Consider the following 21,839-nt stretch of genomic DNA (forward strand, 5'->3'; position numbering starts at 1 on the left):
GCACCACCCGGTTCTTCGTTCAGTCGCTCACTTGGACGGCTTCTCCGTGGCCGGGACCGAAGGCACCGGCGACGGCGAAGCGGTCGGGACCGCCTTGGGGGCCGGGGCCTCCGACCTGCAGGGCGCGTAGCCACTCGTGGAGGAGTCGCTGTTGTTCGGGCCCGTGACCGACAGCGTCACGTTGCCGCCCTTCGCGTGCCGGCCCGTCAGCTTGTCCGCGGCGAACGAGACACTTTCGGAGCCGCCGTGACGGCCGAACGTGGCCACACCGCTGGACACGGTCGCACCGTTGAGCGTCCAGCTCCACTTCACCCGGGCGGCGCCGGTCGAGCGGATGGTGCCGGAGGCGCTCAGCGAGCACGCGTCCGTGGTCGAGACCGAGCTGGACGCGCTCACCTTGGCGTGGTGGTCGGGCACGTGCACCGGAGGCTTGTCCTTGCACCAGACCTTGTAGTAGGCGCGGTTGGAGGAGGTGGCGTCCGGACGGAGCACCTGCAGCTGAGCCCAGCCACGCTGGCTGTGACGCGGAGCGAAGCTGAAGCCGACCTTGCGCGCGTCGTAGACCTTGACCTTGCCGTAGTCGACGACGTCACCGTTGAGGACCCAGCGGTAACGCACCCACGTCGGGCGGTCGGTCTTGATGACGCCGCCGACGCCGATCCTGTCACCGCGGGTGCAGGAGCCGACGTACCTGCTGGGGCTGACCCAGGCACGCGCCGACACCGACCGGTCGAGGTGCGTACGCACCTCCTTCAGCTTCTCCTCCTTCTCGCAGGAGACGGAGAAGTAGCCCTTCTTCGAGGTGACCTTCTTCGGGCCGAGAACCTGGACGGCCTCCCAGCCCTTCTTGATGTCGTCCTTGAAGGTGATGGACTGCTTGACGGTAACCGTCTTGGTGCCCTTGCCCTTGAGCGTGACCGTCTTGACCTTGCTCTTGGACCCGTCGCCGTGCAGCCAGCGGTAGGCCAGTTTCGTCTTGCCCTTGACAGGCACCTTGACCTTGGCCGAGAAGGAGATCTTGACCGGGCAGGAACCTTCGTAATCACGGGTGGAGGCCTTCGGCCGCGCGACCGTGACCTTGGAACCCGCCTTCGCCTTGGCAGCGGCGGCCGTGGCCGTGGTCGCCGCCTGCGCGGGGCTGGAGACCAGGCCCGCGGCCAAGGCGGCCAGCACCGCGGCCGACGCACCGATCGCCGCCGCCTTACGTGCTAACCCAACAGACATCATGTGAGAGTGCTCCATTCCTTGAGGGAAGAGGCGCGCTCGGGAACGGTCGCCACGCCGGCACCTTCCGTGCACAGCGATATGGCAAAGCCCCCGTATGCACCTTTACTCAAGCACAATACTGATCGCGCCCTCAACAGGATGCATAGACCGGAAATGTCCGGATTTCTTCAGCTATCCGGCGATAGACCACGCAATACCGTCAAGGATGTCATGCTCGCTAACAACGACCTGCGGAAATGCGAAACGGCGTACGATCCGGTCGAGAATAAGCGCCCCCGCGCCAATGACATCCACGCGCCCCGGATGCATGACCGGAACAGCGGCACGATCACCATGCGTCATCGCGAGCAGCCGCCGCGTCACGTCGTGCACCTGCTCCGCGGAGATCCGCGAATGGTGGATGCGAGCCGGGTCGTAGGCGGGCAGATCGAGCGCCATGCCCGCCACCGTCGTCACCGAGCCCGCCAGGCCCACGAGCGTGTGCGCCCGCCGCACCGGCACCGCCGACTCGACCCGGTCGAGCGCCGCCTCGATGTCGGCCACCACGGCCTCCAGAGCGGGCGCCGCCGGCGGGTCGCCGTCACGCAGATGCCGCTCGGTGAGGCGCACGCAGCCGATGTCCACCGACAGCGCCGCCTCGGCGTGCTCGGAGCCGACCACGAACTCCGTGGACCCGCCGCCGATGTCGACCACCAGGTAAGGGGGCAGCGGCCCCTGCGGCACCTCGGTCTCGGGCGACAACCTGACCAGGCCCCTGGTCGCGCCCGTGAACGACAGCTCGGCCTCCTCGTCGCCCGTCACGACCTCCGGCTCCACGCCGAAGATCCCGCGCACGCCGGCCACGAACTCCTGCCGGTTGGCCGCGTCTCTGGTGGCGCTCGTGGCCACCACACGGGTCGCGGTCGCGCCGTGCCTGTCGATCAGCTCGCGGTAGGCGCGCATCGCCTTGAACGTACGCTCCAGCGCGTCGGGGGCCAGCCTGCCGGTGCGGTCGACCCCCTGGCCCAGGCGGACGATCTCCATCCGCCGCTCGACGTCGTCCAGCACGTCGTCGCCGGCGTCGGCGATGAGCAGGCGTACGGAATTGGTGCCGCAGTCGACGGCGGCTACACGCATGGCCCGTCACTCCACCATTCGGGGAGGGCGTCGAGCGCCTCCCTGCCGATCGGATTGGCGCCGGGCACCGCCAGCTCGTGGGCGACGAGCGCGTGCAGGCACTTGACCCGCCGCGGCATGCCGCCCGTGCTCTGCATGTCGCGCGGCAACGGCTCCAGGCCCTGCTCGCGCGCGGCCTGGTCACGCCTGGCGACGTAGTCGTCGTGCGCGGCCTGGTAGGCCTCCGCCAGCTCGGGCTCGGTGGCCAGCCTCGCCTGCATCTCGCGCATCAGGCCGGAGCCCTCCAGCGTGCCGATGGCCGAGGCCGCCTTCGGGCAGGTCAGGTAGTAGAGAGTCGGGAACGGCGAGCCGTCGGACAGCCGCGGCGCGGTCTCCACCACGTCGGGGTTGCCGCACGGGCAGCGGTGCGCCACCTCACGCAGCCCCCTGGGCGGCCGCCCGAGCTGCTGCCGCACGACCTCGGCGTCTTTACCGTCCAACACGTTCCTTCCCGGTGACCGCCCGGCGCCCGGTGCCCTTGTCGGCGGCCTCGACGGACTCCCAGAGCGTCTGATACCACGGCGGCACCACCGCGGGCTGCTTCACGGCCGCCTGCTCCTTGCCCCGGTCGGGCTCCATCACCACGTAACACTTCTCGCCGGGGCCGCAGTAGTGCAGCCGCTCCTTGGCGGTCTTCTTGATCCAGTTGGGATCGTTGCTCTGCCGGTCACGGGCCAGCAGGGCCTGCTTCTCCGCCTCGACCCTGGCCTTCTCCTCGCGCAGCTCCGAGATGCTGCGGCGCAGGCTGATGTATTCGCGGACGGGGTAGGCCAGGCTCATCGCGATGGCGCACACCACGACGGCCAGGATGGCGGCCCGCCCGGTCAGCTGCGGTCTCTTCGCCATGTGCTGCACCCCCTGCTCGTCGCCTCACCTCGGGAGGCGGCTCGGTCGCCGTGAGGAGCCGCCGCCCCGGGCTCGGTGCCCCCTCGCTCGAAACTAGCGCCGGAAACGCGGGAAAGCCGCGCGACCCGCGTAACGGGCGGCGTCGTCCAGAAGCTCCTCGATGCGCAGCAGCTGGTTGTACTTCGCGACCCGGTCGGAACGGGCAGGGGCGCCGGTCTTGATCTGGCCGCAGTTGGCCGCCACCGCGAGGTCGGCGATCGTCGTGTCCTCCGTCTCGCCGGAACGGTGGCTCATCATGCACCGGTAGCCGCTGCGGTGGGCCAGGTCGACCGCGTCGAGCGTCTCCGACAGCGTGCCGATCTGGTTGACCTTGACCAGCAGGGCGTTGGCCGTGCCCTCCTTGATGCCGCGCTCCAGCCGCTCCGGGTTGGTGACGAACAGGTCGTCGCCGACGAGCTGCACCTTGTCGCCGAGCGCCTCGGTGATGGCCTTCCAGCCCGCCCAGTCCTCCTCGTCGAGCGGGTCCTCGATCGAGACGAGCGGGTAGGCGGCGACCAGGTCGGCGTAGAACTCGATGAGCTCCTGCGCCGACAGGCCCTTGCCGTCGATCGTGTAGACGCCGTCCTTGTGGAACTCGGATGCGGCCACGTCGAGCGCCAGCGCGACGTCCTCGCCCGGCACGTAGCCGGCCCGCTCGATCGCGACCAGGATCAGGTCGAGCGCGTCGCGGTTGGACGGCAGGTTGGGCGCGAAGCCGCCCTCGTCGCCCAGCCCCGTGGCGTAGCCCTTCTCCTTGAGCACGCCCTTGAGCGCGTGGTAGACCTCGGTGCCCACGCGCACCGCCTCGCGGAACGTCTCGGCGCCGATCGGCGCGATCATGAACTCCTGGATGTCGACGTTGGTGTCGGCGTGGGCTCCGCCGTTGAGGATGTTCATCATCGGGACGGGCAGCACGTGGGCGTTGGGGCCGCCGACGTAGCGGAAGAGCGGCAGGTCGGCGCTGTCGGCGGCGGCCTTCGCGACGGCCAGCGAGACGCCCAGGATGGCGTTGGCGCCCAGCTTGGCCTTGTTGGGCGTGCGGTCCAGGTCGATCATGATCTGGTCAATGATGCGCTGGTCCTCGGCCTCGACCCCGCTGATCTCCTCGAAGATCTCGTCGGTCACGGCGAGCACGGCCTTCTCGACGCCCTTGCCGCCGTAACGTCGCCCGCCGTCACGCAGCTCGACCGCCTCGAACTGGCCGGTGGACGCCCCGCTCGGCACTGCCGCACGGCCACTGCTGCCGTCGTCGAGCACGACCTCGACCTCGACCGTCGGGTTGCCCCGGGAGTCGAGGATCTCGCGGGCGTATACGACCTCGATGGTAGCCACGGGATGCGCTCCTAAATCGAAAGGCAATATGCCTTCAGAGCCTATCGGTACGCCCGCTCAGCGGGACGACTCCCACGTGCGTACCCGGTCTCGGTAGGTGCGGGCGGCGGCCCGCAGCTCGGCCTCGGCGTCGAGCCCGGCCTCCGCGGCCCTGCGCACGAGGTCGAACAGCTCCCTGGCCACTCCCTGGCCGACGGCCGCCGACAGCGCCTCTGGCGCTCCCGCGCGCTCGGCCCTGCGCAGGAGCTGGGCGGCGAGCGACAGCGCCGGCTGGCCCATGGGCACGCCGTCGAGCGCCGACTCGCTGCCCTTGGCCGCCCGCTCCGCCGCCTTGATCGTCTCCCAGTTGTCGTTCACCTCGTCGGCGCTCTCCGCCCGCACCGAGCCGAACACGTGGGGGTGGCGGCGTACGAGCTTGCCGACGATGCCCTCGGCGACGTCGTCCATGTCGAAGCCCTCGGCCACCCGCGCGTGGAAGACCACCTGCAACAGCAGGTCACCGAGCTCCTCGCGGAGCGCGGGATAGTCGCCCTGCTCGATCGTCTCCAGCACCTCGTAGGCCTCTTCGAGGAGGTACGGCACCAGCGACTCGTGCGTCTGCTTACGGTCCCACGGGCACTCGGTGCGCAGCCGGTCCATCACCGCGACCAGGTCGAGCACCCGCGCCCCCGGCAGGTCGTAGGACCCCGGCACCACCTCGATCAGCGGCGGCTCGTCGAGCCCGATGGCGGCGTTGCCCACCGCCCGCATGAAGGCCTCGTCGTCCTCGGCCAGCCACACGACCGTCTCGGCGACCGCCCTGACGGCCAGCTCCCGCACGTCGGGCTCGACGACCTCGACCTCGATGCCGGCCTCGGCCAGGTAGGGGAGCTGGGGATGCGCGGCGGAGCGGGTCAGCACCGGGCCCGAGCGCAACGCCTGCCAGGCCTGGTGGCTCAGCAGGCCCGGCGCGACCCTGGGCGAGGTGGTGACGACGATCAGCGGCACGGGCTAGCCCTGCTGCTGCGGCTGCTGCTCGGTGACCTTGCCGAACCTGGGGTTGAGCGTGTCGAAGCGAGGGCTGTAGGCGACCTTCACGGTGTTCAGTTCCTTCTTGAACCGTTCCTCCCCGTCCTGGCCGCCGAACTGCTGCCGCAGCTTGATCAGGCCGGCCAGTGCCCGGCCGTATTCGCGGGCGTTCGCGGGCGCGACGGTGGCCTCGCTGAGCAGCAGCTGGAGCTCGGCGGACGGGTATTGCGTGCCGTCGGGCCCGAGCGGACTCTGAATGATCTTGTCGATCTCCGCCTGGCTCACCTGCACGTTGTGGCGCGCTATGAGCTGGTTGTACGCGCTGACCTCGACCATGCGCCGCAGCACGCGCCGGCTGGTCGACGCGCCGCTTTCCTGCTCCAGGACCTCTTCCAGGCTCCTGCCGGCGAGTGCGGCCTGCAGTTGCGGGGGCAGCTTGGCGTTCCGCAGGGCGGCGGAGTAGGCCCGCGTCTCATCATTCAGCCGGCTCGCGGAGATGCGCTCGTTGCCCACCACGGCAGCGGCGCCGGCCTGCATGGGCGAGGAGCAGGCGGTCAGCGCGATGCCCGCCGCCGCGGCGGCCACAGCCACTCGTATCGACTTCACGTACGTCCCTTTCCGACCGTAAACCGCCGCTAGCTTACCCGTGCGGGCTCGAGGAACATCGCCTCGACCAGATCGCCACACCACTTGAGCAGGTCGAGATCGCGCAGCGGCTGCCCTCCCAGCGGCTTGGTCTTGGGAACCGGGACCAGCAGAGTCTCCGCCGCCTGCTTGTATATCGCCTTCTTGTAGAGCCGGTCGAGCCGGACCTGCTGCGACTCCTGCAGTCGTACCGGTCCGAACTTGATGTTCTGGCCCTGCAGCGTGACGTCCGTCAGCCCGGCCGAGCGCGCCTTGATGCGGAACCTGGCCACCTCCAGGAGGTTCTCGACCTCCATCGGCGGCCTGCCGTAGCGGTCGGTGAGCTCGTCGCGCACCTCGTCGATGTCGACGGGCGAGGCGATGGCCGCGATCCGTTTGTACGCCTCCAGGCGCAGCCGCTCGGAGGTGACGTAGTCGTGCGGGATGTGGGCGTTGATCGGCAGCTCGACCTTGACGTCGTGCTGCTCCTCCGGTGCCTCGGCGCCCGACAGCTTGGCCTTCTGCTCCTGCACGGCCTCGGCCATCAGGCGTACGTAGAGGTCGAACCCGACGCCCGCGATGAACCCGGACTGCTCGGCCCCGAGCACGTTGCCGGCGCCGCGGATCTCGAGGTCCTTCATCGCGACGTACATGCCCGCGCCCATCTCGGTGTGCTGCGAGATGGTGGCGAGCCGCTCGTGCGCGGTCTCGGTCAGCGGCTTCTCCGGCGGATAGAGGAAGTAGGCGTAACCGCGTTCCCTGCCTCGTCCGACCCGCCCTCTGAGCTGGTGGAGCTGCGACAGGCCGTAGTTGTCGGCCCGGTCGACGATCAGCGTGTTGGCGTTGGGCACGTCGAGCCCGGACTCCACGATCGTGGTGGAGACGAGCAGGTCGTATTCGCGCTCCCAGAAGCCGACCATGATCTTCTCGAGCTGGTGCTCGTTCATCTGCCCGTGGGCCACCGCGATGCGCGCCTCGGGCACCAGCTCGCGCAGCCGCGCGGCGACCCGGTTGATCGAGGCGACCCGGTTGTGCACGAAGAAGATCTGGCCGTCGCGCATCAGCTCGCGCCTGATCGCCGCCGCGATCTGCTTCTCTTCGTACGGCCCCACGAACGTGAGGATCGGGTGCCGCTCCTCCGGCGGCGTGAGGATCGTCGACATCTCGCGGATGCCGGTCAGCCCCATCTCCAGCGTGCGGGGGATCGGCGTGGCCGACATGGCCAGCACGTCGACCTGCGTGCGGAGGTGTTTCATCGCCTCCTTGTGCTCGACGCCGAACCGCTGCTCCTCATCGATGATGATCAGCCCGAGGTCCTTGAACCTGACCTCGGGGCTGAGCAGCCGGTGCGTGCCGATCACCACGTCGACGGCGCCGGCCCTGAGCCCTTCGAGGGTGGCCTTGACCTCGCCGTCGGTCTGGAAGCGCGAGACGGCCCTGATCGCGACGGGGAAGCTGGAGAACCGCTCGGCGAACGTCGACATGTGCTGCTGCACCAGCAGCGTCGTCGGCACCAGCACCGCGACCTGCTTGCCGTCCTGCACCGCCTTGAACGCCGCCCGCACCGCGATCTCGGTCTTGCCGTAGCCGACGTCGCCGCAGATCAGCCGGTCCATCGGGACGCCGCGCTCCATGTCGCGCTTGACCTCGTCGATGGCCTCCAACTGGTCGCCGGTCTCGGCGTAGGGGAAGGCGTCCTCCATCTCCCGCTGCCACGGCGTGTCCGCCTCGAAGGCGTGCCCCGGCGAGGCCATGCGGGCGGAATAGAGCCTGATCAGCTCGCCGGCGATCTCCTTGACCGCCTTCTTCGCCCGCGATTTGGCCTTGGCCCAGTCGGCGCCGCCCATGCGGTTGAGCGTGGGAGCCTCGCCGCCGACATAGCGGGTGACCTCGTCGAGCTGGTCGGTGGGCACGTAGAGGCGGTCGCCCTTGGCATATTCGATGACCAGGTATTCGCGGGTGGCGCCCTGGACCGTGCGCTGCACCATCTCGACGTAGCGGCCCACGCCGTGCTGCTCGTGCACCACGTGGTCGCCGACCTTGAGCTGCAGCGGATCTACCATGTTGCGGCGCCGCGACGGCAGCCGCCGCATGTCCTTGGTGGACGCCTTCTGCCCGACCAGGTCGAGATGGGTGAGCACGGCCAGGCCCGGCGTGATGAAGCCGTGCTCGATCAGGCCCGTCGTGACGTGCACGACCTTGGGCTCGGGTGGCTGGTCGATGAACTCCCGCAGCCGCGCGGGCACGTCGACGCCCTTGAGCAGCTCCACCATGCGCTCGGCGGGGCCGTGGCCCTCGCTGAGCAGCACGACCGCCTTGCCGTCGGCCAGCCAGCCCTTGATGTCGGCCAGCGCCCTGGCCGTGTCGCCGCGGTAGGCCTCGGAGTCGTGCGCGTCCAGCTCGACGCCGGCGCCGAACGGCGCCATCGTCCACCAGGGCTGCCCCAGCACATCGGCGTGCGTGCGGATCTCCTCAAGCGAGCGGAACGCCGCCGCCCCCAGGTCGATGGGCGCCTCGCCGCCGGCCGCCGCGTTGATCCACGAGGCCTCCAGGAACTCCTGCGAGGTGCGGACGAGCTCCTCCGCCCGGGTCCTGATGCGCTCGGGGTCGCACACGAACACCGCCGACCTGGCCGGCAGGTGGTCGAGCAGGAGGTCCATCTCCCCGGCCAGCACGGGCGCGAACGCCTCCATGCCCTCCACCGGCATGCCGTCGGCGAGCTGGTCGAGCACCTCGGCCAGCGCCGGGTGCTCCTCGGCCAGCGCGCGGGCCCTGGCCCTGACCTCGTCGGTCAGCAGCAGCTCGCGGCACGGCGGCGCGAACAACCCGTCCTCGGCCGCCTCGAGCGAGCGTTGGTCGGCGACCTTGAACCAGCGGATCTCCTCGACCGTGTCGCCCCAGAACTCCAGCCGCAGCGGATGCTCCTCGGTGGGCGGGAAGACGTCGAGCAGCCCGCCGCGCACGGCCACCTCGCCCCGCTTCTCCACCATGTCGACCCGGTGGTAGCCGTTGCTGACGAGGTTGCCGACCACGTCGTCGAGGTCGGCGTCGTCGCCCGCGCGCAGCCTGATCGGCTCCAGGTCGCCGAGCCCCTTCACGATCGGCTGCAGCAGCGCCCTGATCGGGGTCACGATCACGCTGAGGGGTCCGGCGGCGGTGTCGCCCTTGACCGGGTGGGCCAGCCGCCTGAGCACCGCGAGCCGTTGACCGACGGTGTCGCTGCGCGGCGAGAGCCGCTCGTGCGGCAGCGTCTCCCATGCCGGGAACACCGTCACCGAGCCGAGCTCCGCGGGGTCGATCAGGCTGGTCAGCGCCGCGGCCAGGTCTTCTGCCTCACGCCCCGTCGCGGTGACCGCGAGCACGGTGCGCTGGTCGTGCCCCGACAGCGCGGCCACGCCGAACGGGCGCAGCGCGGACGGCGCGACCAGCGCGACGTCGCCGCCCTCTTCGAGAGCGGCGGCCAGTTTCGGGTCAGCGCGAACAAGGTCAAGCAGTCCGGAAAGACTCATCAGATACGCCCACAGCCCCATTTGCGGCAACACGACTACCCCCGGCCGGGACAGGTCGCGGGGGTTCCTCACCCAGGGTACTCGCCGCGCCGGCTCACCCGAGCTTGTAGCCGGCCACCGAGGGCCAGCGCACGGTGAGCACGGTCGACGCCGCCTCCGCCCGCCACGAATGGTCGACGCCCTTGCCCCAGACCACGTAGTCGCCCGGCTCGGTCAGCAGCACGTCGCGGCCGCGGAACTCGACCACGAACCGCCCGCTGATCAGGACGAGCAGGGCGGTGCGCGTCTCGCCGACGGCCCAGGCCGCCCGCCGGTCGCCCGGCGGGTGCACGCCCCACTTGATCTCGACGTCGTCGCTGTGGCGCGGATCGCCCGGGGGCTTGAAATGGCCGAGGAGCCAGCCGGCGTCACCGGCGCCGTCGGCGCCCGCGTTGCCCACGTAGATCCCCGGCTCGGGCACCTCATCGCTCACGGGCCAGGACGCTAGCAGGGAAATGCGTCACGCATAACGATTGGTTGATTACTGTAGGTGACATGTCTGAGGTGCGATCTGTCGCCCAGCGAGGCGACCTCTTCGGTCAGCGGGTCCGCGAGCACTGCGCGATGCAGCCGCACAGGCGGCTCGACGTGCTGGTCGCCGGCTGCACGCAGGACGGGCCGCTGGTGCTGGAGCACATCGAGACCAGGGCCACGGGTGCCGACGAGGACCACCCCGTCATCAGGCGGATCCTCGAGGAGCGGGGTGACCTGGCCTCGTGGTCGCTGGGTGACCTGCGCTGCGTGCCCATGCCACCCAGGGCCTACGACGTGGTGCAGGTGTCGTTCCTGCTGGAGCGGGTCAGGCACGCCGAGCTGGTCTTCGACCGCCTGCTGCAGTCGCTCCGGCCCGGCGGCCTGGTGCTGCTGCGCATGCGCGACCGCGGGTCCGCCTACGGCCTGCTCGACCGGATGACGCCGTCGTGGCTGCGCGGCCTGCTGTGGCGCCCGCTCGTCCCGCCGGGGTGGCCGGGCCCGCTGCCGACCGTCTACGAGCCGCTGACGTCGAGCGACGGACTGCACGCGTTCTGTCTCAGCCGCGGCCTCATGATCACCGACGAGGTGCGCACCATCAGCGGCCCCGCGCGCTCCCGCCGCATCGGCGCCGCGGCCATCGCGGCGGTCTCCAGGCTGACCAACGACCGCTTTCCCGCCTCCCACGACGAGATCACCATGGTGATCAGGAAACCCCAGCACCACTTCGCCAGGCTCATCTAGTGCCAGACTGGTTCCACCCGCTAGGATTCTTTCCTACCAATTCAATCGGATTAGTTGGGATGAAGGTAACGTGGAGTGGACCCCCGACCCGCGCGAGCTGGCCGATCTCGAGCTGCTGCTCTCCGGCGCGTTCGAGCCGCTGACCGGGTTCCTCGGCCACGACGACCTGCACGCCGTGCATGAGCGCGGCACGCTCGCCGACGGCACCTCGTGGCCCGCTCCCGTCACCCTCCATCTGCCCGCCGACGTCTCACCCGGCGACGAGGTCACGCTGCTCGATCCCGAGGGGTTGCCGCTGGCCACCCTGACGGTGAGCGCCCGGGAGCCCGACGGGCTGACCTCCGGGCCCGTCCACGGCGTCGGCACGCCCGAGCACGGGCCGTTCGCGCGCCTGCGGCGCACGCCGTCCGAGGTGCGGGCCGAGCTCGGCGGGCGGCCCGCGCTCGCCGTCACCATGCGCGGGCCACTCGACGATCTCTCCGAGATCGTCGCCACCGCCAAAGAGCTCGACGCGGTGATTTTGCTGCTCCCCCTCGCGTACGGCGAGGCGGGCCCCGCCGTCGTACGCGCCGCGCTGCGCGCGAGAGACCAGTTGCCCGAGGGCACGCTCGTCGTCTCCGTCCCCCTGGCGCCGCGCGACGAGCCGGAGATCGACCTGGAGCTGCGCGAGCACGTCGCCACCGCCTACGGCGCGACCGAGCACCTGGCGGGCCCCGACCCCGTGCACATCCCGGGCCCGCCGCACCGGCGCGGCCTCGTGGTCTTCTTCACCGGGTTGTCCGGCTCCGGCAAGTCCACCATCGCCCGCGGCCTGCGCGACGCGCTGCTGGAGCTCGGCACCCGCACGGTGACCTACCTCGACGGCGACGTGGTGCGCCATCTGCTGTCCAAGGGCCTGACCTTCTCGAAGGCCGACCGCGACCTGAACATCCGCCGCATCGGCTTCGTCGCCGCCGAGGCCGCACGGCACGGCGGCCTGGCCATCTGCGCTCCCATCGCCCCCTACGCGGCGACCCGCGCGGAGGTGCGCGAGACGGTCGAGTCCGTCGGGGCCGACTTCCTGCTCGTGCACGTCGCCACGCCGCTGGAGGAGTGCGAGCGGCGCGACCGCAAGGGCCTGTACGCCAAGGCCCGCGCCGGGCTCATCCCCGAGTTCACCGGCATCTCCGACCCGTACGAGGAGCCGGACGACGCCGACCTGACGATCGACACCACGCACATCACGATCGAGGCGGCCGTCTCCCAGGTCCTGGAGACGCTGAGGTCCGGAGGCCGGGTCCGTTGACGGGGCCGGGGGAGGCAGAGGTGAGCGGCCGATGAGCACAGACCTGGCGTTGATCGGCGGGTCGTTCCTCGTCGCGATCGTGGTGGGCCTGACCGGCATGGGCGGCGGTGCCCTCATGACGCCCATGATGATGCTGTTCTTCAACGTCCCGCCCCTGGCCGCCGTCTCCAGCGACCTGGTCGCCTCGGCCGTGATGAAGCCGGTCGGCGGCGTGGTGCACCTGCGCACCGGCACGGTCAACCTGCGCCTGGTGGCTTGGTTGTGCGCGGGCTCGGTGCCCGCCGCGTTCTGCGGGGTGTTCCTGGCCCGCGCGTTCGCGGTCACCGACGCGGTCAAATATGCGCTCGGCGTGGCGCTGTTGCTGGCCGTGGCGGGCATGGCGGTCAAGACCTGGCTCGGCGGGCGGGGCGGCACGTCGAGCGCGCACGAGATCGTCGTACGCCCAATTCCGACCCTACTGGTCGGTATGGTAGGCGGGTTGGTCGTCGGCGTCTCGTCCGTCGGCTCGGGATCGCTGATCATCGTGGCCCTGCTCGCGCTCTATCCGGCGCTCAAGGCCAACCAGCTCGTCGGCACGGATCTCGTGCAGGCCGTGCCGCTGGTCGTGTCCGCGGCGCTCGGCCACCTGCTGTTCGGCGACTTCCAGGCGGACCTCACGCTGTCGCTGCTCATCGGCTCGATCCCGGGCGTCTATCTCGGCGCCAGGATCTCCTCGCGCGCGCCCGGCGGCCTCATCCGGGCGATGCTGGCGATCGTCCTGCTCGCCTCCGCCCTCAAGCTGCTCGACGTGGACGACACCCTCACCGTCTGCGCCCTCGCCGCCGCCACCGCGGTCACCGTCGCGGGCTGGCGCCTGCGCGCCCGAGCCGAGACCCCCGAGCCGCGGCGCGAGAAGGTGGGCACCCGCTAGGGCCGCGGCACGGGGGTGGCGCGGAAGTAGGGGTCACGGGCGAGCGCGGTGAACGCGCGGTCGGCCGCCTCGTCGGAGTCGAAGCTGGTGTCGCCGCGCGGCGCCTGCGGCGAGTCGAAGTAGATCAGCGCCTTGATCTGGGGATAGCGCTTGATCTGGCGGCGTACGGACTCGAAGAAGGCCCGCTTGAACGACCGGTCGAGCGGCCGCGAGAACGCCCCCCACTCGGCCACCATGACCGGCTTGCCGGGGAAGCGGGCCTGCATCCACCGGTAGAAGCCCGGCCAGTCGGGATATTCCTTACGGGTCTTGTTGACCAGGCCCTCGAAGTCGTCGACCCGATGGTCGGCATAGGGGTCCATGGCCACCCAGTCGACCACGTCGTCACCTGGGTAGAGGTCCTCGAACCAGGACTTGGCCGCCCAGTTGGGCGCCCCCATGTACGTCATCACCATGACGGCGTTCTTCACGCCCCGCTCCCGCAACCGGAGCACGATGTGCCGGAACATCTCCGCGTAGTCGGTGGCCTGCATGCCCGAGCCCGACGAGGCGTCCACGTCGTTCTCCGGCTCGTGGTGCAGGGTGAGGAAGAACCGCTCGGGGAAGGTGCGCCGGAGGTAGCCGGCCAGCCGGTCGATCCTGGCGTCGAGCGCACCTTCGGCGATCTCGGCCCAGGTGTGGTCGAACGACGGCTTCCAGTTGATCAGCAGCAGCCTCGGCCTGGCCGGGTCGCGGGCCAGCCTGATCTCGGCGTCGGTCGGGAACAACTCGCTGCCCCGGTGGTAGACGTGCAGCACGTCGGCGCCGGCGTCCATGCGCGACTCCGCGCCGCGCAGCGCCTCCTCCACCGGGGCTCCGGTGAAGATCTCGGGCGCGACGCCCCACCAGGCGCCGCACGACGGGATGAGCTTGCTGGTCGCCGTGCACGCGGGCGGGCCCGCGACGTCACGTGCCGGCTCCTCGACCGCGACCGGCGCCCCGGCTTCGGGGTCGGCCACGGTGGAGCAGGCGGCCATCATCGCGGCCACGGCCAGGATCAGGCCGGCGAATGCCGTGCTCGTCGCGCTATGAGAAATGCCCCGTTGCCGCAAAGCCTTCCAACCCCCCTTGTCGAACGACCCTGCCTGTCAAACCTGAACCTTGCCATGTCATTCCGCGAACTTCAGCCAGTGTGGAAGTCTCCCCACGTCACTACGGCCAACAAATCGCCCGGCTTTTCCCGATATTTCGATTTATGGAGGGGCTTCTTTGTGGCCGTACCGGAGAAAATCTTGTGTATTCAGCCGAGGTAAAGGCGGGCGGCCCTATAGTGGGCGCACACCCGGCCGGTGACGCAGAGTCGCTGATCGATGACGACGCGCACATGATCCAGGAGAGCCCTCATGAGCCTGCCGCCGGACCCTCAGGTCCCCCGCTCCGGCGCCCACCTGGGTGAGCATCTCGCGCCGCTGCGCCGGCGCTGGGCGATCCTCGCCGGCTGCGTCGTGGCCGGCGGCGCCGCGGGGCTCGCGCTGCTGTGGTTCACACCGGCCTCCTACACCGCGACCACGCAGGTGCTCGTCATGCCCGTCGGCACGCAGGAGCCGGGCAACCAGGTGACCAACCGCCAGCGCGAGGCGCTCAACCTCGACACCGAGGCCCAGGTCGCCCAGTCCGCCGTGGTCGCCGCGCGGGCCGCCATGGCGCTGCGGGGCGCCGAGCCCGAGGAGGTCGAGGTCTCGGTGCCGCCCAACTCGTCGGTGTTGTGGATCGCGGTGACCGCCGCCGAGCCCGCCGCCGCGGCCACCCAGTCCCGCGCCTACGCCGAGGCCTACCTCGCCCACCGCCGCCACAACGCGCTGACCGCGATGGCCGAGCAGCAGCGGACGGTCCTCGCCAAGTTCAAGCACGTCAACTCCGTGATCGAGCAGACGATCAAGCGGCTGCACACGCTGCCCAGGGGCAGCGCCGAGCACGCGATCGCCGCCCAGCGCCAGAACGTCCTCAACCGGCAGGCCGCCAACCTCGCGCTGAAATACGACGAGCTGCGGACCGTCGCCGTGACCCCCGGCGTGATCATCGGCAAGGCCGAGCCGCCGACCGAGCCCAGCAGCCCCGTCCTGCCGCTCCACCTCGGCACCGGGCTCATGGCCGGGCTGCTCGCCGGCGCGGCCGCCGCCCACGCCCGCGACCGGCTCGACACGCGGCTGCGCACGGCCGCCGACATCGAGCGCCTGACCGGACTGCCCGTGCTCGCCGACCTCTCGAGACCGGGCGAGCACGACCTGCCCCACGACCTGGCCAGCGCCGTGGTCGCCGCGTGCCCCGGCAACCGGCTGCTGGTCAAGGCGCTGCCCGCGCACCTCTACGTCTCGTCGCCTGCCGAGCCGCTCACCGTCGGCGCGCCGCTGACGGTGCTCGACGGCTCCGACGTGCGCGACCTGTCCAGGGCGGACGCGGCCCTGCTGCTCGTCGGGCTCCGCCGGGTCACCTCCACCGAGGTCGCGGCCACCGTACGCCGCCTCGCCCGGCACGACGTGCCCGTCATCGGTGCGGTCGCCGCCACCGACGCCGTGCCGTCGTTCGTCCCCTTCATCGAGACGCGCCCGCACACCTCGCTCGGCAAGCTCGTCGCGACCGGCGAACTGGAAGTGAGCGTGCCGGCGGAGAGCACGCGCATGCAGGCGCTGCACCGGCCCCGGCGGCGGGGCAAACCAGCGTGAAAGGGCCCGTGTGGCCCATCGCCGCGCTGCTGGTCGGCTATCCGATCTGGTGGGCGCTCGGGTTCGGCGGCCTGTCGGTGATCGTCGTGGCGGTGCCCATGGCGGTGATCCTCTGGCGGCGCAGGCCGATCAGGGTGCCGCGCGGGTTCGGGCTGTGGCTGCTGCTGCTGGCCGGTTATCTGGTGAGCGGGCTGATGCTGGCGGAGATGCCCCCCGGCACCTACGGCGAGCTCGGGCCCGGCAGGGTCATCGGCTACGGCATGCGACTGGCGCTCTACACCGCGATCCTCATCGTGGTGCTCTACCTCGGCAACCTGACCGAGCGCGAGCTGCCGCAGCTGCGCCTGGTGCGGATGATGGGGGCGCTCTTCGTCACCACGGTCGCGGGCGGGCTGCTCGGCGTGCTGTTCCCGTCGTTCTCCTTCACCTCGCCGGTGGAGCTGCTGCTGCCCGGCTGGATCGGCGAGAACCCGTTCGTCCAGAACCTCATCCACCCCACCGCCGGCCAGACCCAGAAGGTGCTCGGCTACGCCATGCCCAGGCCGGAGGCGCCCTTCGAATGGGCCAACGCGTGGGGCAGCAACGTGTCGGTGCTGCTGGTCTGGTTCGTGGTCGGCTGGTGGGTGCACGGCGGGCGGCGGCGCAGGGCTCTCGCCGTCGTGCTGATCGCTCTGGCCGCCGTCCCCATCGTGTACTCCCTCAACCGCGGCCTGTGGATCGGTCTCGGCCTGGCCGTGCTCTACCTGATCGTCCGGGTGGGCGGGCGCACGCGGGTCGCGCTTAGCGGAGGCGTGGCGGTGGCGGCGCTGGCGTTCGTGCTCAGCCCGCTCGCCCCGCTGTTCGCGCAGCGGCTGGACAATCCCCACTCCAACGACATCAGGGCCTTCACCGTGACCGCGACGCTCGCCGCCGCCACGCACTCGCCGGTCATCGGCTACGGCAACACGCGCAACGCGACGGGCAACCACCGCACGATCACCACGGGCAAGACCCAGTGGTGCACGGGCTGCGGGCATCCGCCACTGGGCAGCGACGGGCAGCTCTGGCTGCTGATCATGACTCAGGGGTTCACGGGGGCGGCGCTCTACGTGGCGTTCTTCGCAGGCGCCATCCGGCGGCACTGGCGTGACCGCAGCCCCATCGGGCTGGCCGGGGTGCTCGTGATGGGGCTCGTGCTGCTCTACATGTTCGTCTACGACGGGCTGGTCACGCCGCTCAGCCTGTATCTCATCTCGTTCGCCATCCTTTGGAGGAACGCATGACCGACGCCGCCGTCCGCCTCGGCTATCTCGCGGAGACCGTGCGGCTGCTGTATCCGGGGCCGGGCTCGCCCCGCCCGTACACGGTGCTGCCGCACACGGCCCTGCCGCGCCGGCTCGCGCCGCGCCGCTGGTGGCACGTGGGGTCGCAGGTCGCGGTGCCGGTCGAGGGCTCCATCGCGGCGCACCTGAGCGAGGTCTTCGCGCGGCCGGTCGAGACGGTGCTGCACGTGCGTCCCGCGCGGCGGGCCAACCGCAAGCCCATTCTGGAGGTCCGCTCGGGAGCGCGGCGGCTGGCGTTCGTGAAGATCGGCGACAGCCCGCGCGCCCGCGAGCTGGTCGCCGCCGAGGCGGCCGCCCTGCGCCGGCTGGCCGGGATGTCGCTGGACACCGTGGTCGCGCCCAGGGTGCTGCACCACGGCTGCTGGAAGGGGCTCGCGGTGCTGGCGCTCGCGCCGCTGCCGGTCCGGCGCGGCCGGGTGAGCGAGGCGCTGCGGCTCGCCGCGATCAAGGAGATCGCGGCGACCGGAGGGCCGTCGCCGGCCTGGCACGGTGACCTCGCGCCCTGGAACATGTGCCCCTCCCCCGACGGGCGGCTGCTCGTGTGGGACTGGGAGCGGTACGAAGCCGGCGTGCCCTACGGGCTCGACGCCGTGCACCACTTCTTCCAGCGGGCTCTGCGCAGGATGAGCCCGCCGGTCGCGGCGCGGGCCTGCCTGGCCCAGTCCGTACGCGTGCTCGCGCCCCTGGGGGTGTCGGCGTCGGTGGCGAGGCAGACCGCCCTGCGTTACCTGATCGCGCTGGCCGACAGGCACGCGGCCGACGGCCACGCCCCGCTCGGGCCTCCAGAGACCTGGCTCTGCCCGGTCGTCGACCACGAGGAGCTGCTCGCGTGAAGGCCTTGAAGACGCCGGTGTTGTCGTTGTCCAGGAACACGGGCAGGTTCACGTCGGGCGCTCGGATGTTGCCGTCGTTCCTGATCGTCGGGGCGCAGCGGTGCGGCACCACCTCGCTGTACCGCGCCCTGGAACAACACCCGTTGCTGCTCAAGCCGGTGCTGCACAAGGGCGTGCACTACTTCGACGTCGGCTATGAGCGGGGAATGCCCTGGTACCAGGGGCATTTCCCGCTGCGGGCCGGCGCGGCGCTGCTCGGCCGCCGGTACGGCGCGCGGGCGCTGGCGTTCGAGTCGTCGCCCTACTACCTGTTCCATCCGCTGGCCGGGGAGCGCATCGCGGCCGACCTGCCCGGCGTGAAGCTGATCGTGCTGGTGCGCGACCCGGTGGAGCGGGCCTGTTCCGCGCACGCCCACGAGCTGGCCAGGGGGTTCGAGACGGAGTCGCACTTCGAGCGCGCGGTGGAGCTGGAGGAACGGCGCCTGGCGGGGGCGGAGGAGCTGCTGCGGAAGGAGCCCTTCGCGGTCCACCACGCGCACCGCCACCAGGCGTACCTCGCCCGGGGCCGCTACGCCGACCAGCTCGACCGGCTGGAGCCGTTGTTCGGGCGCGAGCGCATCCTGGTGCTCGACAGCCACCTGTTCTTCAGCCGGCCGAAGGCCGTCTATGACCGGGTGCTGGACTTCCTGGAGGTGCCCCGGGTGGGCTGTCCGGAGTTCGAGCGGCACAACGGGCGGGCGTTGCCGCGCCGGGTGCCGCCCGATCTGGCGCGGGCGCTGCGGGAGCACTTCGCCCCGTACGACGCCCGGCTGGCGCGGTGGCTGGGCGGTGAACCGTCGTGGCGTCAGTGACCGGTTCGGTGGGGCGGCGTGGGGTCGCCGGGGTCACGGGGGCCGTGTTCAGCGCGCTCGCGCAGTTCGCCCTGGTCGTGGTGGTGACGAGGGCGTTCACGGCGGCGGAGGCGGGGGCGTTCTTCACGGTGACCGCGCTGGCCCTGATGGCGGCCGGGATCGCCAGGCTGGACGCCGGTAACGGGCTGATCTACTTCATCGCCCGCGCGAAGACCTACGATTACCGCGGCATTTCGGGATATATCCGGGCGGCGCTCCTCCCCAGCGTGGTGGCGGCCTGCGCCGCGGGCGCGCTGCTGTACCCGCACCTCGGCCTGCCCGCCGCGGCGATCCCGCTCATGGCGGCGGGCGATGTCCTGCTGGCCGCCACCAGGGGGTTCGGGGCCATGCGGCCCACCGTGGCGCTGGACGGCGTGCTGGTGCCGGGGTGCCAGCTCGCCCTGGTGACCGCCGTGGCGCTGGCCGGCGCGGTGTGGTGGTTGCCGGTGGCCTGGGCGGCGCCGTACGCGCTGCTGCCGGTCCTGGCCGCCACCACGTTGCGGGGACGGGCGCCGCGCACGCCGTACCTGCCGGGCACGGGCCGGGACCTGTGGCGGTACACCGCGCCCCGCTCGGTCGCGGGGGCGATCCAGGCGGTGTTCCAGCGGGTGGACATCGTGATCGTCGCCGCGCTCGGCGGGCCCGCGCAGGCCGCCGTCTACACGGCCGCCACCCGGTTCAAGGTGGTCGGGCAGCTCGCCAACCAGGGGCTGGCGCAGGCCGTACAGGCCCGGCTGGTGAGAGCGCTCGCCGAGGGCGAGCGGGCGCGCGCGGCGGAGCTCTACCAGACCGCCACGGTCTGGCTGGTGCTGATGACCTGGCCGGTCTGGCTGGGGTACGCGGCGCTGGCGCCCTGGCTGCTGCGCCTGTTCGGCCCCTCCTACGGCCAGGCGGCGCCGGTGGCGCTCGTGCTGGCCGGGACGATGATGGTGGCCACGGCCTGCGGGATGGTCGACGTGGTGCTGACCGCCGCCGGGCACACCGGCGCGAGCCTGCTCAACCTGCTGGCCGCGATCGCCTGCACGGTGACCCTCGACCTGGCCCTGATCCCCGCGCACGGGGCGCTCGGAGCGGTCATCGGCTGGTCGGGCGGCGTACTCGTGAAGAACCTGCTCCCCCTGTGGCAGCTCCACCGCCGCTACGGCCTGCACCCGTTCGGGCGTCACACCCTGGCGGCGCTGCGCCCCCGCACGTGGGCGGCCGCGTGACACGAGCCCCCGTGCTGGTGACCGGCCTGCCGAGAAGCGGTACGAGCTGGACCGGCAAGATGCTCGCCGCCGGCGACGACCTCGTCTACGTCAACGAACCGCTCAACCCGCAACACCCGCCAGGACGCTGCCCGGGAGTGCTCAGGGCCGAGGTGACCCACCGGTTCCAGTACATCTGCGACGACAACGCCGCCACCTGGCTGCCCGCCTTCCGCGACACGGTCGCCCTGCGCTACCGCTGGCTGCCCGAGCTGCGGGCCAACCACTCGCCGTACGACCTGGCCCGCCTCGTCCGTCACGGCACCGCGTTCGCGCTCGGCCGGCTGGCGGGCCGGCGGGCGCTGCTGGACGACCCGTTCGCGGTGCTGAGCGCCGGCTGGTTCGCCCGCCGCCTGGGGTGCCGGGTGATCGCGCTGGTGCGCGATCCGGTCTCGTTCGTGGCGAGCTGGCACCGGCTGGGGTGGACCGTCTACTTCCACGAGCTGCTGGAGCAGCCGCTGCTCGTACGCGACCACCCCGGCCTGCTGGAGCTGCGCGCCCTGGTCGGCTCGCAGGACCGCATCGCCAAGGCCGCCGCGCTGTGGCGGGTGACCCGCTCGATCCTGGCCCGCACGCCGGGCATCCTCGTCGCGTCGTACGAATCCCTGGCCGCCGACCCGCTCCCCCGCTTCCGCGACCTGTACGACCACGCCGGCCTGCCCTGGACGCCCGCCGCAGAACGCCGCATCCTCAGGGCCTGCACCGGCCCCCCAGCGCCTGGGAAGGGGTTCGCCTGGTCGGGCCTGTCACGCACGGCGTACCGGCCCATGGACTCCCGCCGGGCGCTGCGCGACGCGGCCCGCGGCCTCACCCCCGAGGACGTCGCCCGCGTACGAGCCCTCACCGCCACCTGACCCGGCCATCCGGATCCGGCGCTCACGCGTCGGGGTCAGCCGCACTTCCGGGTTGCCGGACGTGACCGGGCGCCGGACCTGACACGTGCGGTGAGCGAGCCGCCCAGCAGCCGGGCCGCGAACGGCAGGTCGTCGACCAGGTAGCGGCGCGCCAGCCGGCCGGGCTCGACGGCCAGCCGGAACGCCCATTCCAGCCCGGCCCGCCGCATCCACTCCGGAGCCCTGGCTACCGTCCCCGCGGCGAATCCGATCGCCGCGCCGCACCCCAGGAACCACGTCCCCGGCAGCTCCTGCCGGAGGTCGGCGATGAGCCGGTCCTGTCTCGGGAATCCCAGCCCGGCGAACACGAGCCGCGGCCGTGCGCCGACCACCCTCCGCACGACGCTCTCCCTGCCCTCGGGGGTCGCGTCGAAGCCGTACGGCGGCCCGTGGGCACCGCACACCCGGAGTCGCGGAAAGCGGCTGGTGAGCTCGGTCGCGGCCGTGCGTGCGACGCCGGGCGGGCCGCCGAGGAGGTAGACGGGCCAGCCGTGACGGGCGGCGCACCGGCTGAGCGACCAGATGAGGTCGGCTCCCGTGACGCGCTGGGGCAGCGGGGTGCCCTGCAGCCTGGCCGCCCACACCAGCGGCATGCCGTCGGCCACGACGAGCTCCGCAGAGCACACGAGGTCGTTCAGCGCGGGATCGGCGAGGGCGGCTCTGCAGATGTCGACGTTCGGGGTGACGATCCGGCCGCCCCTTCCCGCCTCCAGCTCGCCGGCCACCCACGCGACCACGTCGTCCTCGGTGAGCGCGTCCACCT

Annotated in this window: 20 protein-coding genes; 9 read left to right on the forward strand and 11 right to left on the reverse strand. The window is 71.5% G+C overall.

Annotation, left to right across the window (positions count from 1 at the left end):
* Positions 1–27 precede the first annotated feature (27 nt).
* The 9 genes from E1292_RS24065 to E1292_RS24105 form a co-directional block, all read right to left on the reverse strand.
* On the reverse strand, positions 28–1,224 hold the full coding sequence (locus tag E1292_RS24065) for a hypothetical protein (protein WP_132597474.1): 1,197 nt from the start codon (positions 1,222–1,224) through the stop codon (positions 28–30).
* 174 nt (positions 1,225–1,398) lie between these two features.
* Entirely contained in the window at positions 1,399–2,343 is a 945-nt protein-coding gene (locus E1292_RS24070) for a Ppx/GppA phosphatase family protein (protein WP_132597475.1), read from the reverse strand.
* The gene (locus tag E1292_RS24075) at positions 2,334–2,822 is read right to left on the reverse strand and encodes a DUF501 domain-containing protein (RefSeq protein WP_246090295.1); all 489 of its coding nucleotides are present in this window, start codon (positions 2,820–2,822) and stop codon (positions 2,334–2,336) included. Before E1292_RS24075 ends, E1292_RS24070 begins: the two co-directional genes overlap by 10 nt.
* Positions 2,812–3,228: an FtsB family cell division protein gene (locus E1292_RS24080; RefSeq protein ID WP_132597477.1), complete on the reverse strand. Its 417-nt coding sequence runs from the start codon at positions 3,226–3,228 to the stop codon at positions 2,812–2,814. Before E1292_RS24080 ends, E1292_RS24075 begins: the two co-directional genes overlap by 11 nt.
* A gap of 93 nt (positions 3,229–3,321) precedes the next feature.
* Entirely contained in the window at positions 3,322–4,599 is a 1,278-nt protein-coding gene (gene eno / locus E1292_RS24085) for a phosphopyruvate hydratase (RefSeq protein ID WP_132597478.1), read from the reverse strand.
* Positions 4,600–4,656: 57 nt separating this feature from the next.
* Positions 4,657–5,586 (reverse strand): nucleoside triphosphate pyrophosphohydrolase, encoded by a 930-nt coding sequence (locus E1292_RS24090; protein ID WP_132597479.1) that lies wholly within the window; start codon positions 5,584–5,586, stop codon positions 4,657–4,659.
* A gap of 3 nt (positions 5,587–5,589) precedes the next feature.
* A complete protein-coding gene (locus tag E1292_RS24095; protein WP_132597480.1) occupies positions 5,590–6,213 on the reverse strand; it encodes a hypothetical protein in 624 nt (207 codons plus the stop codon).
* Positions 6,214–6,242: 29 nt separating this feature from the next.
* The gene (mfd, locus tag E1292_RS24100) at positions 6,243–9,740 is read right to left on the reverse strand and encodes a transcription-repair coupling factor (protein WP_132597481.1); all 3,498 of its coding nucleotides are present in this window, start codon (positions 9,738–9,740) and stop codon (positions 6,243–6,245) included.
* Positions 9,741–9,834: 94 nt separating this feature from the next.
* On the reverse strand, positions 9,835–10,212 hold the full coding sequence (locus E1292_RS24105) for a cupin domain-containing protein (protein WP_132597482.1): 378 nt from the start codon (positions 10,210–10,212) through the stop codon (positions 9,835–9,837).
* 62 nt (positions 10,213–10,274) lie between these two features.
* Here E1292_RS24105 and E1292_RS24110 point away from each other — a divergent pair, with 62 nt between their 5' ends.
* From E1292_RS24110 to E1292_RS24120, 3 genes are all read left to right on the forward strand, one after another.
* Positions 10,275–10,994, forward strand: coding sequence for a class I SAM-dependent methyltransferase (locus E1292_RS24110; RefSeq protein ID WP_132597483.1), 720 nt, complete (start codon positions 10,275–10,277; stop codon positions 10,992–10,994).
* A 70-nt stretch (positions 10,995–11,064) separates the two neighbouring features.
* Positions 11,065–12,279: an adenylyl-sulfate kinase gene (gene cysC / locus E1292_RS24115; RefSeq protein WP_132597484.1), complete on the forward strand. Its 1,215-nt coding sequence runs from the start codon at positions 11,065–11,067 to the stop codon at positions 12,277–12,279.
* A 31-nt stretch (positions 12,280–12,310) separates the two neighbouring features.
* Complete coding sequence (locus E1292_RS24120) at positions 12,311–13,189, forward strand: sulfite exporter TauE/SafE family protein (protein WP_132597485.1); 879 nt, start codon at positions 12,311–12,313, stop codon at positions 13,187–13,189.
* Here the strand turns inward: E1292_RS24120 and E1292_RS24125 are convergent.
* Complete coding sequence (locus tag E1292_RS24125; RefSeq protein WP_132597495.1) at positions 13,186–14,208, reverse strand: glycoside hydrolase family 26 protein; 1,023 nt, start codon at positions 14,206–14,208, stop codon at positions 13,186–13,188. The two genes, E1292_RS24120 and E1292_RS24125, sit on opposite strands and share 4 nt — an antisense overlap.
* Positions 14,209–14,571: 363 nt before the next feature.
* Here E1292_RS24125 and E1292_RS24130 point away from each other — a divergent pair, with 363 nt between their 5' ends.
* The 6 genes from E1292_RS24130 to E1292_RS24155 are packed head-to-tail and all read left to right on the forward strand — an operon-like array spanning position 14,572 to position 21,037.
* Entirely contained in the window at positions 14,572–15,891 is a 1,320-nt protein-coding gene (locus E1292_RS24130) for a Wzz/FepE/Etk N-terminal domain-containing protein (RefSeq protein WP_132597486.1), read from the forward strand.
* On the forward strand, positions 15,888–17,153 hold the full coding sequence (locus E1292_RS24135) for a hypothetical protein (protein WP_132597487.1): 1,266 nt from the start codon (positions 15,888–15,890) through the stop codon (positions 17,151–17,153). The genes E1292_RS24130 and E1292_RS24135 overlap by 4 nt, the downstream gene beginning before the upstream one ends.
* A complete protein-coding gene (locus tag E1292_RS24140; protein WP_132597488.1) occupies positions 17,150–18,046 on the forward strand; it encodes a hypothetical protein in 897 nt (298 codons plus the stop codon). The genes E1292_RS24135 and E1292_RS24140 overlap by 4 nt, the downstream gene beginning before the upstream one ends.
* Positions 18,043–18,897: a sulfotransferase domain-containing protein gene (locus tag E1292_RS24145; RefSeq protein WP_220447034.1), complete on the forward strand. Its 855-nt coding sequence runs from the start codon at positions 18,043–18,045 to the stop codon at positions 18,895–18,897. The genes E1292_RS24140 and E1292_RS24145 overlap by 4 nt, the downstream gene beginning before the upstream one ends.
* The gene (locus E1292_RS24150; protein WP_246090296.1) at positions 18,894–20,144 is read left to right on the forward strand and encodes a lipopolysaccharide biosynthesis protein; all 1,251 of its coding nucleotides are present in this window, start codon (positions 18,894–18,896) and stop codon (positions 20,142–20,144) included. The genes E1292_RS24145 and E1292_RS24150 overlap by 4 nt, the downstream gene beginning before the upstream one ends.
* Entirely contained in the window at positions 20,141–21,037 is an 897-nt protein-coding gene (locus E1292_RS24155; RefSeq protein WP_132597490.1) for a sulfotransferase, read from the forward strand. Before E1292_RS24150 ends, E1292_RS24155 begins: the two co-directional genes overlap by 4 nt.
* 35 nt (positions 21,038–21,072) lie before the next feature.
* Here the strand turns inward: E1292_RS24155 and E1292_RS24160 are convergent, their stop codons facing one another.
* Positions 21,073–21,837, reverse strand: coding sequence for a WecB/TagA/CpsF family glycosyltransferase (locus E1292_RS24160; protein WP_246090297.1), 765 nt, complete (start codon positions 21,835–21,837; stop codon positions 21,073–21,075).
* Positions 21,838–21,839 lie beyond the last annotated feature (2 nt).

This window comes from Nonomuraea deserti, assembly GCF_004348685.1.
Classification (GTDB): domain Bacteria; phylum Actinomycetota; class Actinomycetes; order Streptosporangiales; family Streptosporangiaceae; genus Nonomuraea; species Nonomuraea deserti.

Coding starts and splice junctions, on each gene's coding strand:
- E1292_RS24110 (WP_132597483.1), top strand. CDS start 10,275: ATGTCTGAGGTGCGATCTGTCGCCCAGCGAGGCGACCTCTTCGGTCAG.
- E1292_RS24080 (WP_132597477.1), bottom strand. CDS start 3,228: ATGGCGAAGAGACCGCAGCTGACCGGGCGGGCCGCCATCCTGGCCGTC.
- E1292_RS24140 (WP_132597488.1), top strand. CDS start 17,150: ATGACCGACGCCGCCGTCCGCCTCGGCTATCTCGCGGAGACCGTGCGG.
- E1292_RS24120 (WP_132597485.1), top strand. CDS start 12,311: ATGAGCACAGACCTGGCGTTGATCGGCGGGTCGTTCCTCGTCGCGATC.
- E1292_RS24125 (WP_132597495.1), bottom strand. CDS start 14,208: ATGATGGCCGCCTGCTCCACCGTGGCCGACCCCGAAGCCGGGGCGCCG.
- E1292_RS24130 (WP_132597486.1), top strand. CDS start 14,572: ATGAGCCTGCCGCCGGACCCTCAGGTCCCCCGCTCCGGCGCCCACCTG.
- E1292_RS24070 (WP_132597475.1), bottom strand. CDS start 2,343: ATGCGTGTAGCCGCCGTCGACTGCGGCACCAATTCCGTACGCCTGCTC.
- mfd (WP_132597481.1), bottom strand. CDS start 9,740: ATGAGTCTTTCCGGACTGCTTGACCTTGTTCGCGCTGACCCGAAACTG.
- E1292_RS24065 (WP_132597474.1), bottom strand. CDS start 1,224: ATGTCTGTTGGGTTAGCACGTAAGGCGGCGGCGATCGGTGCGTCGGCC.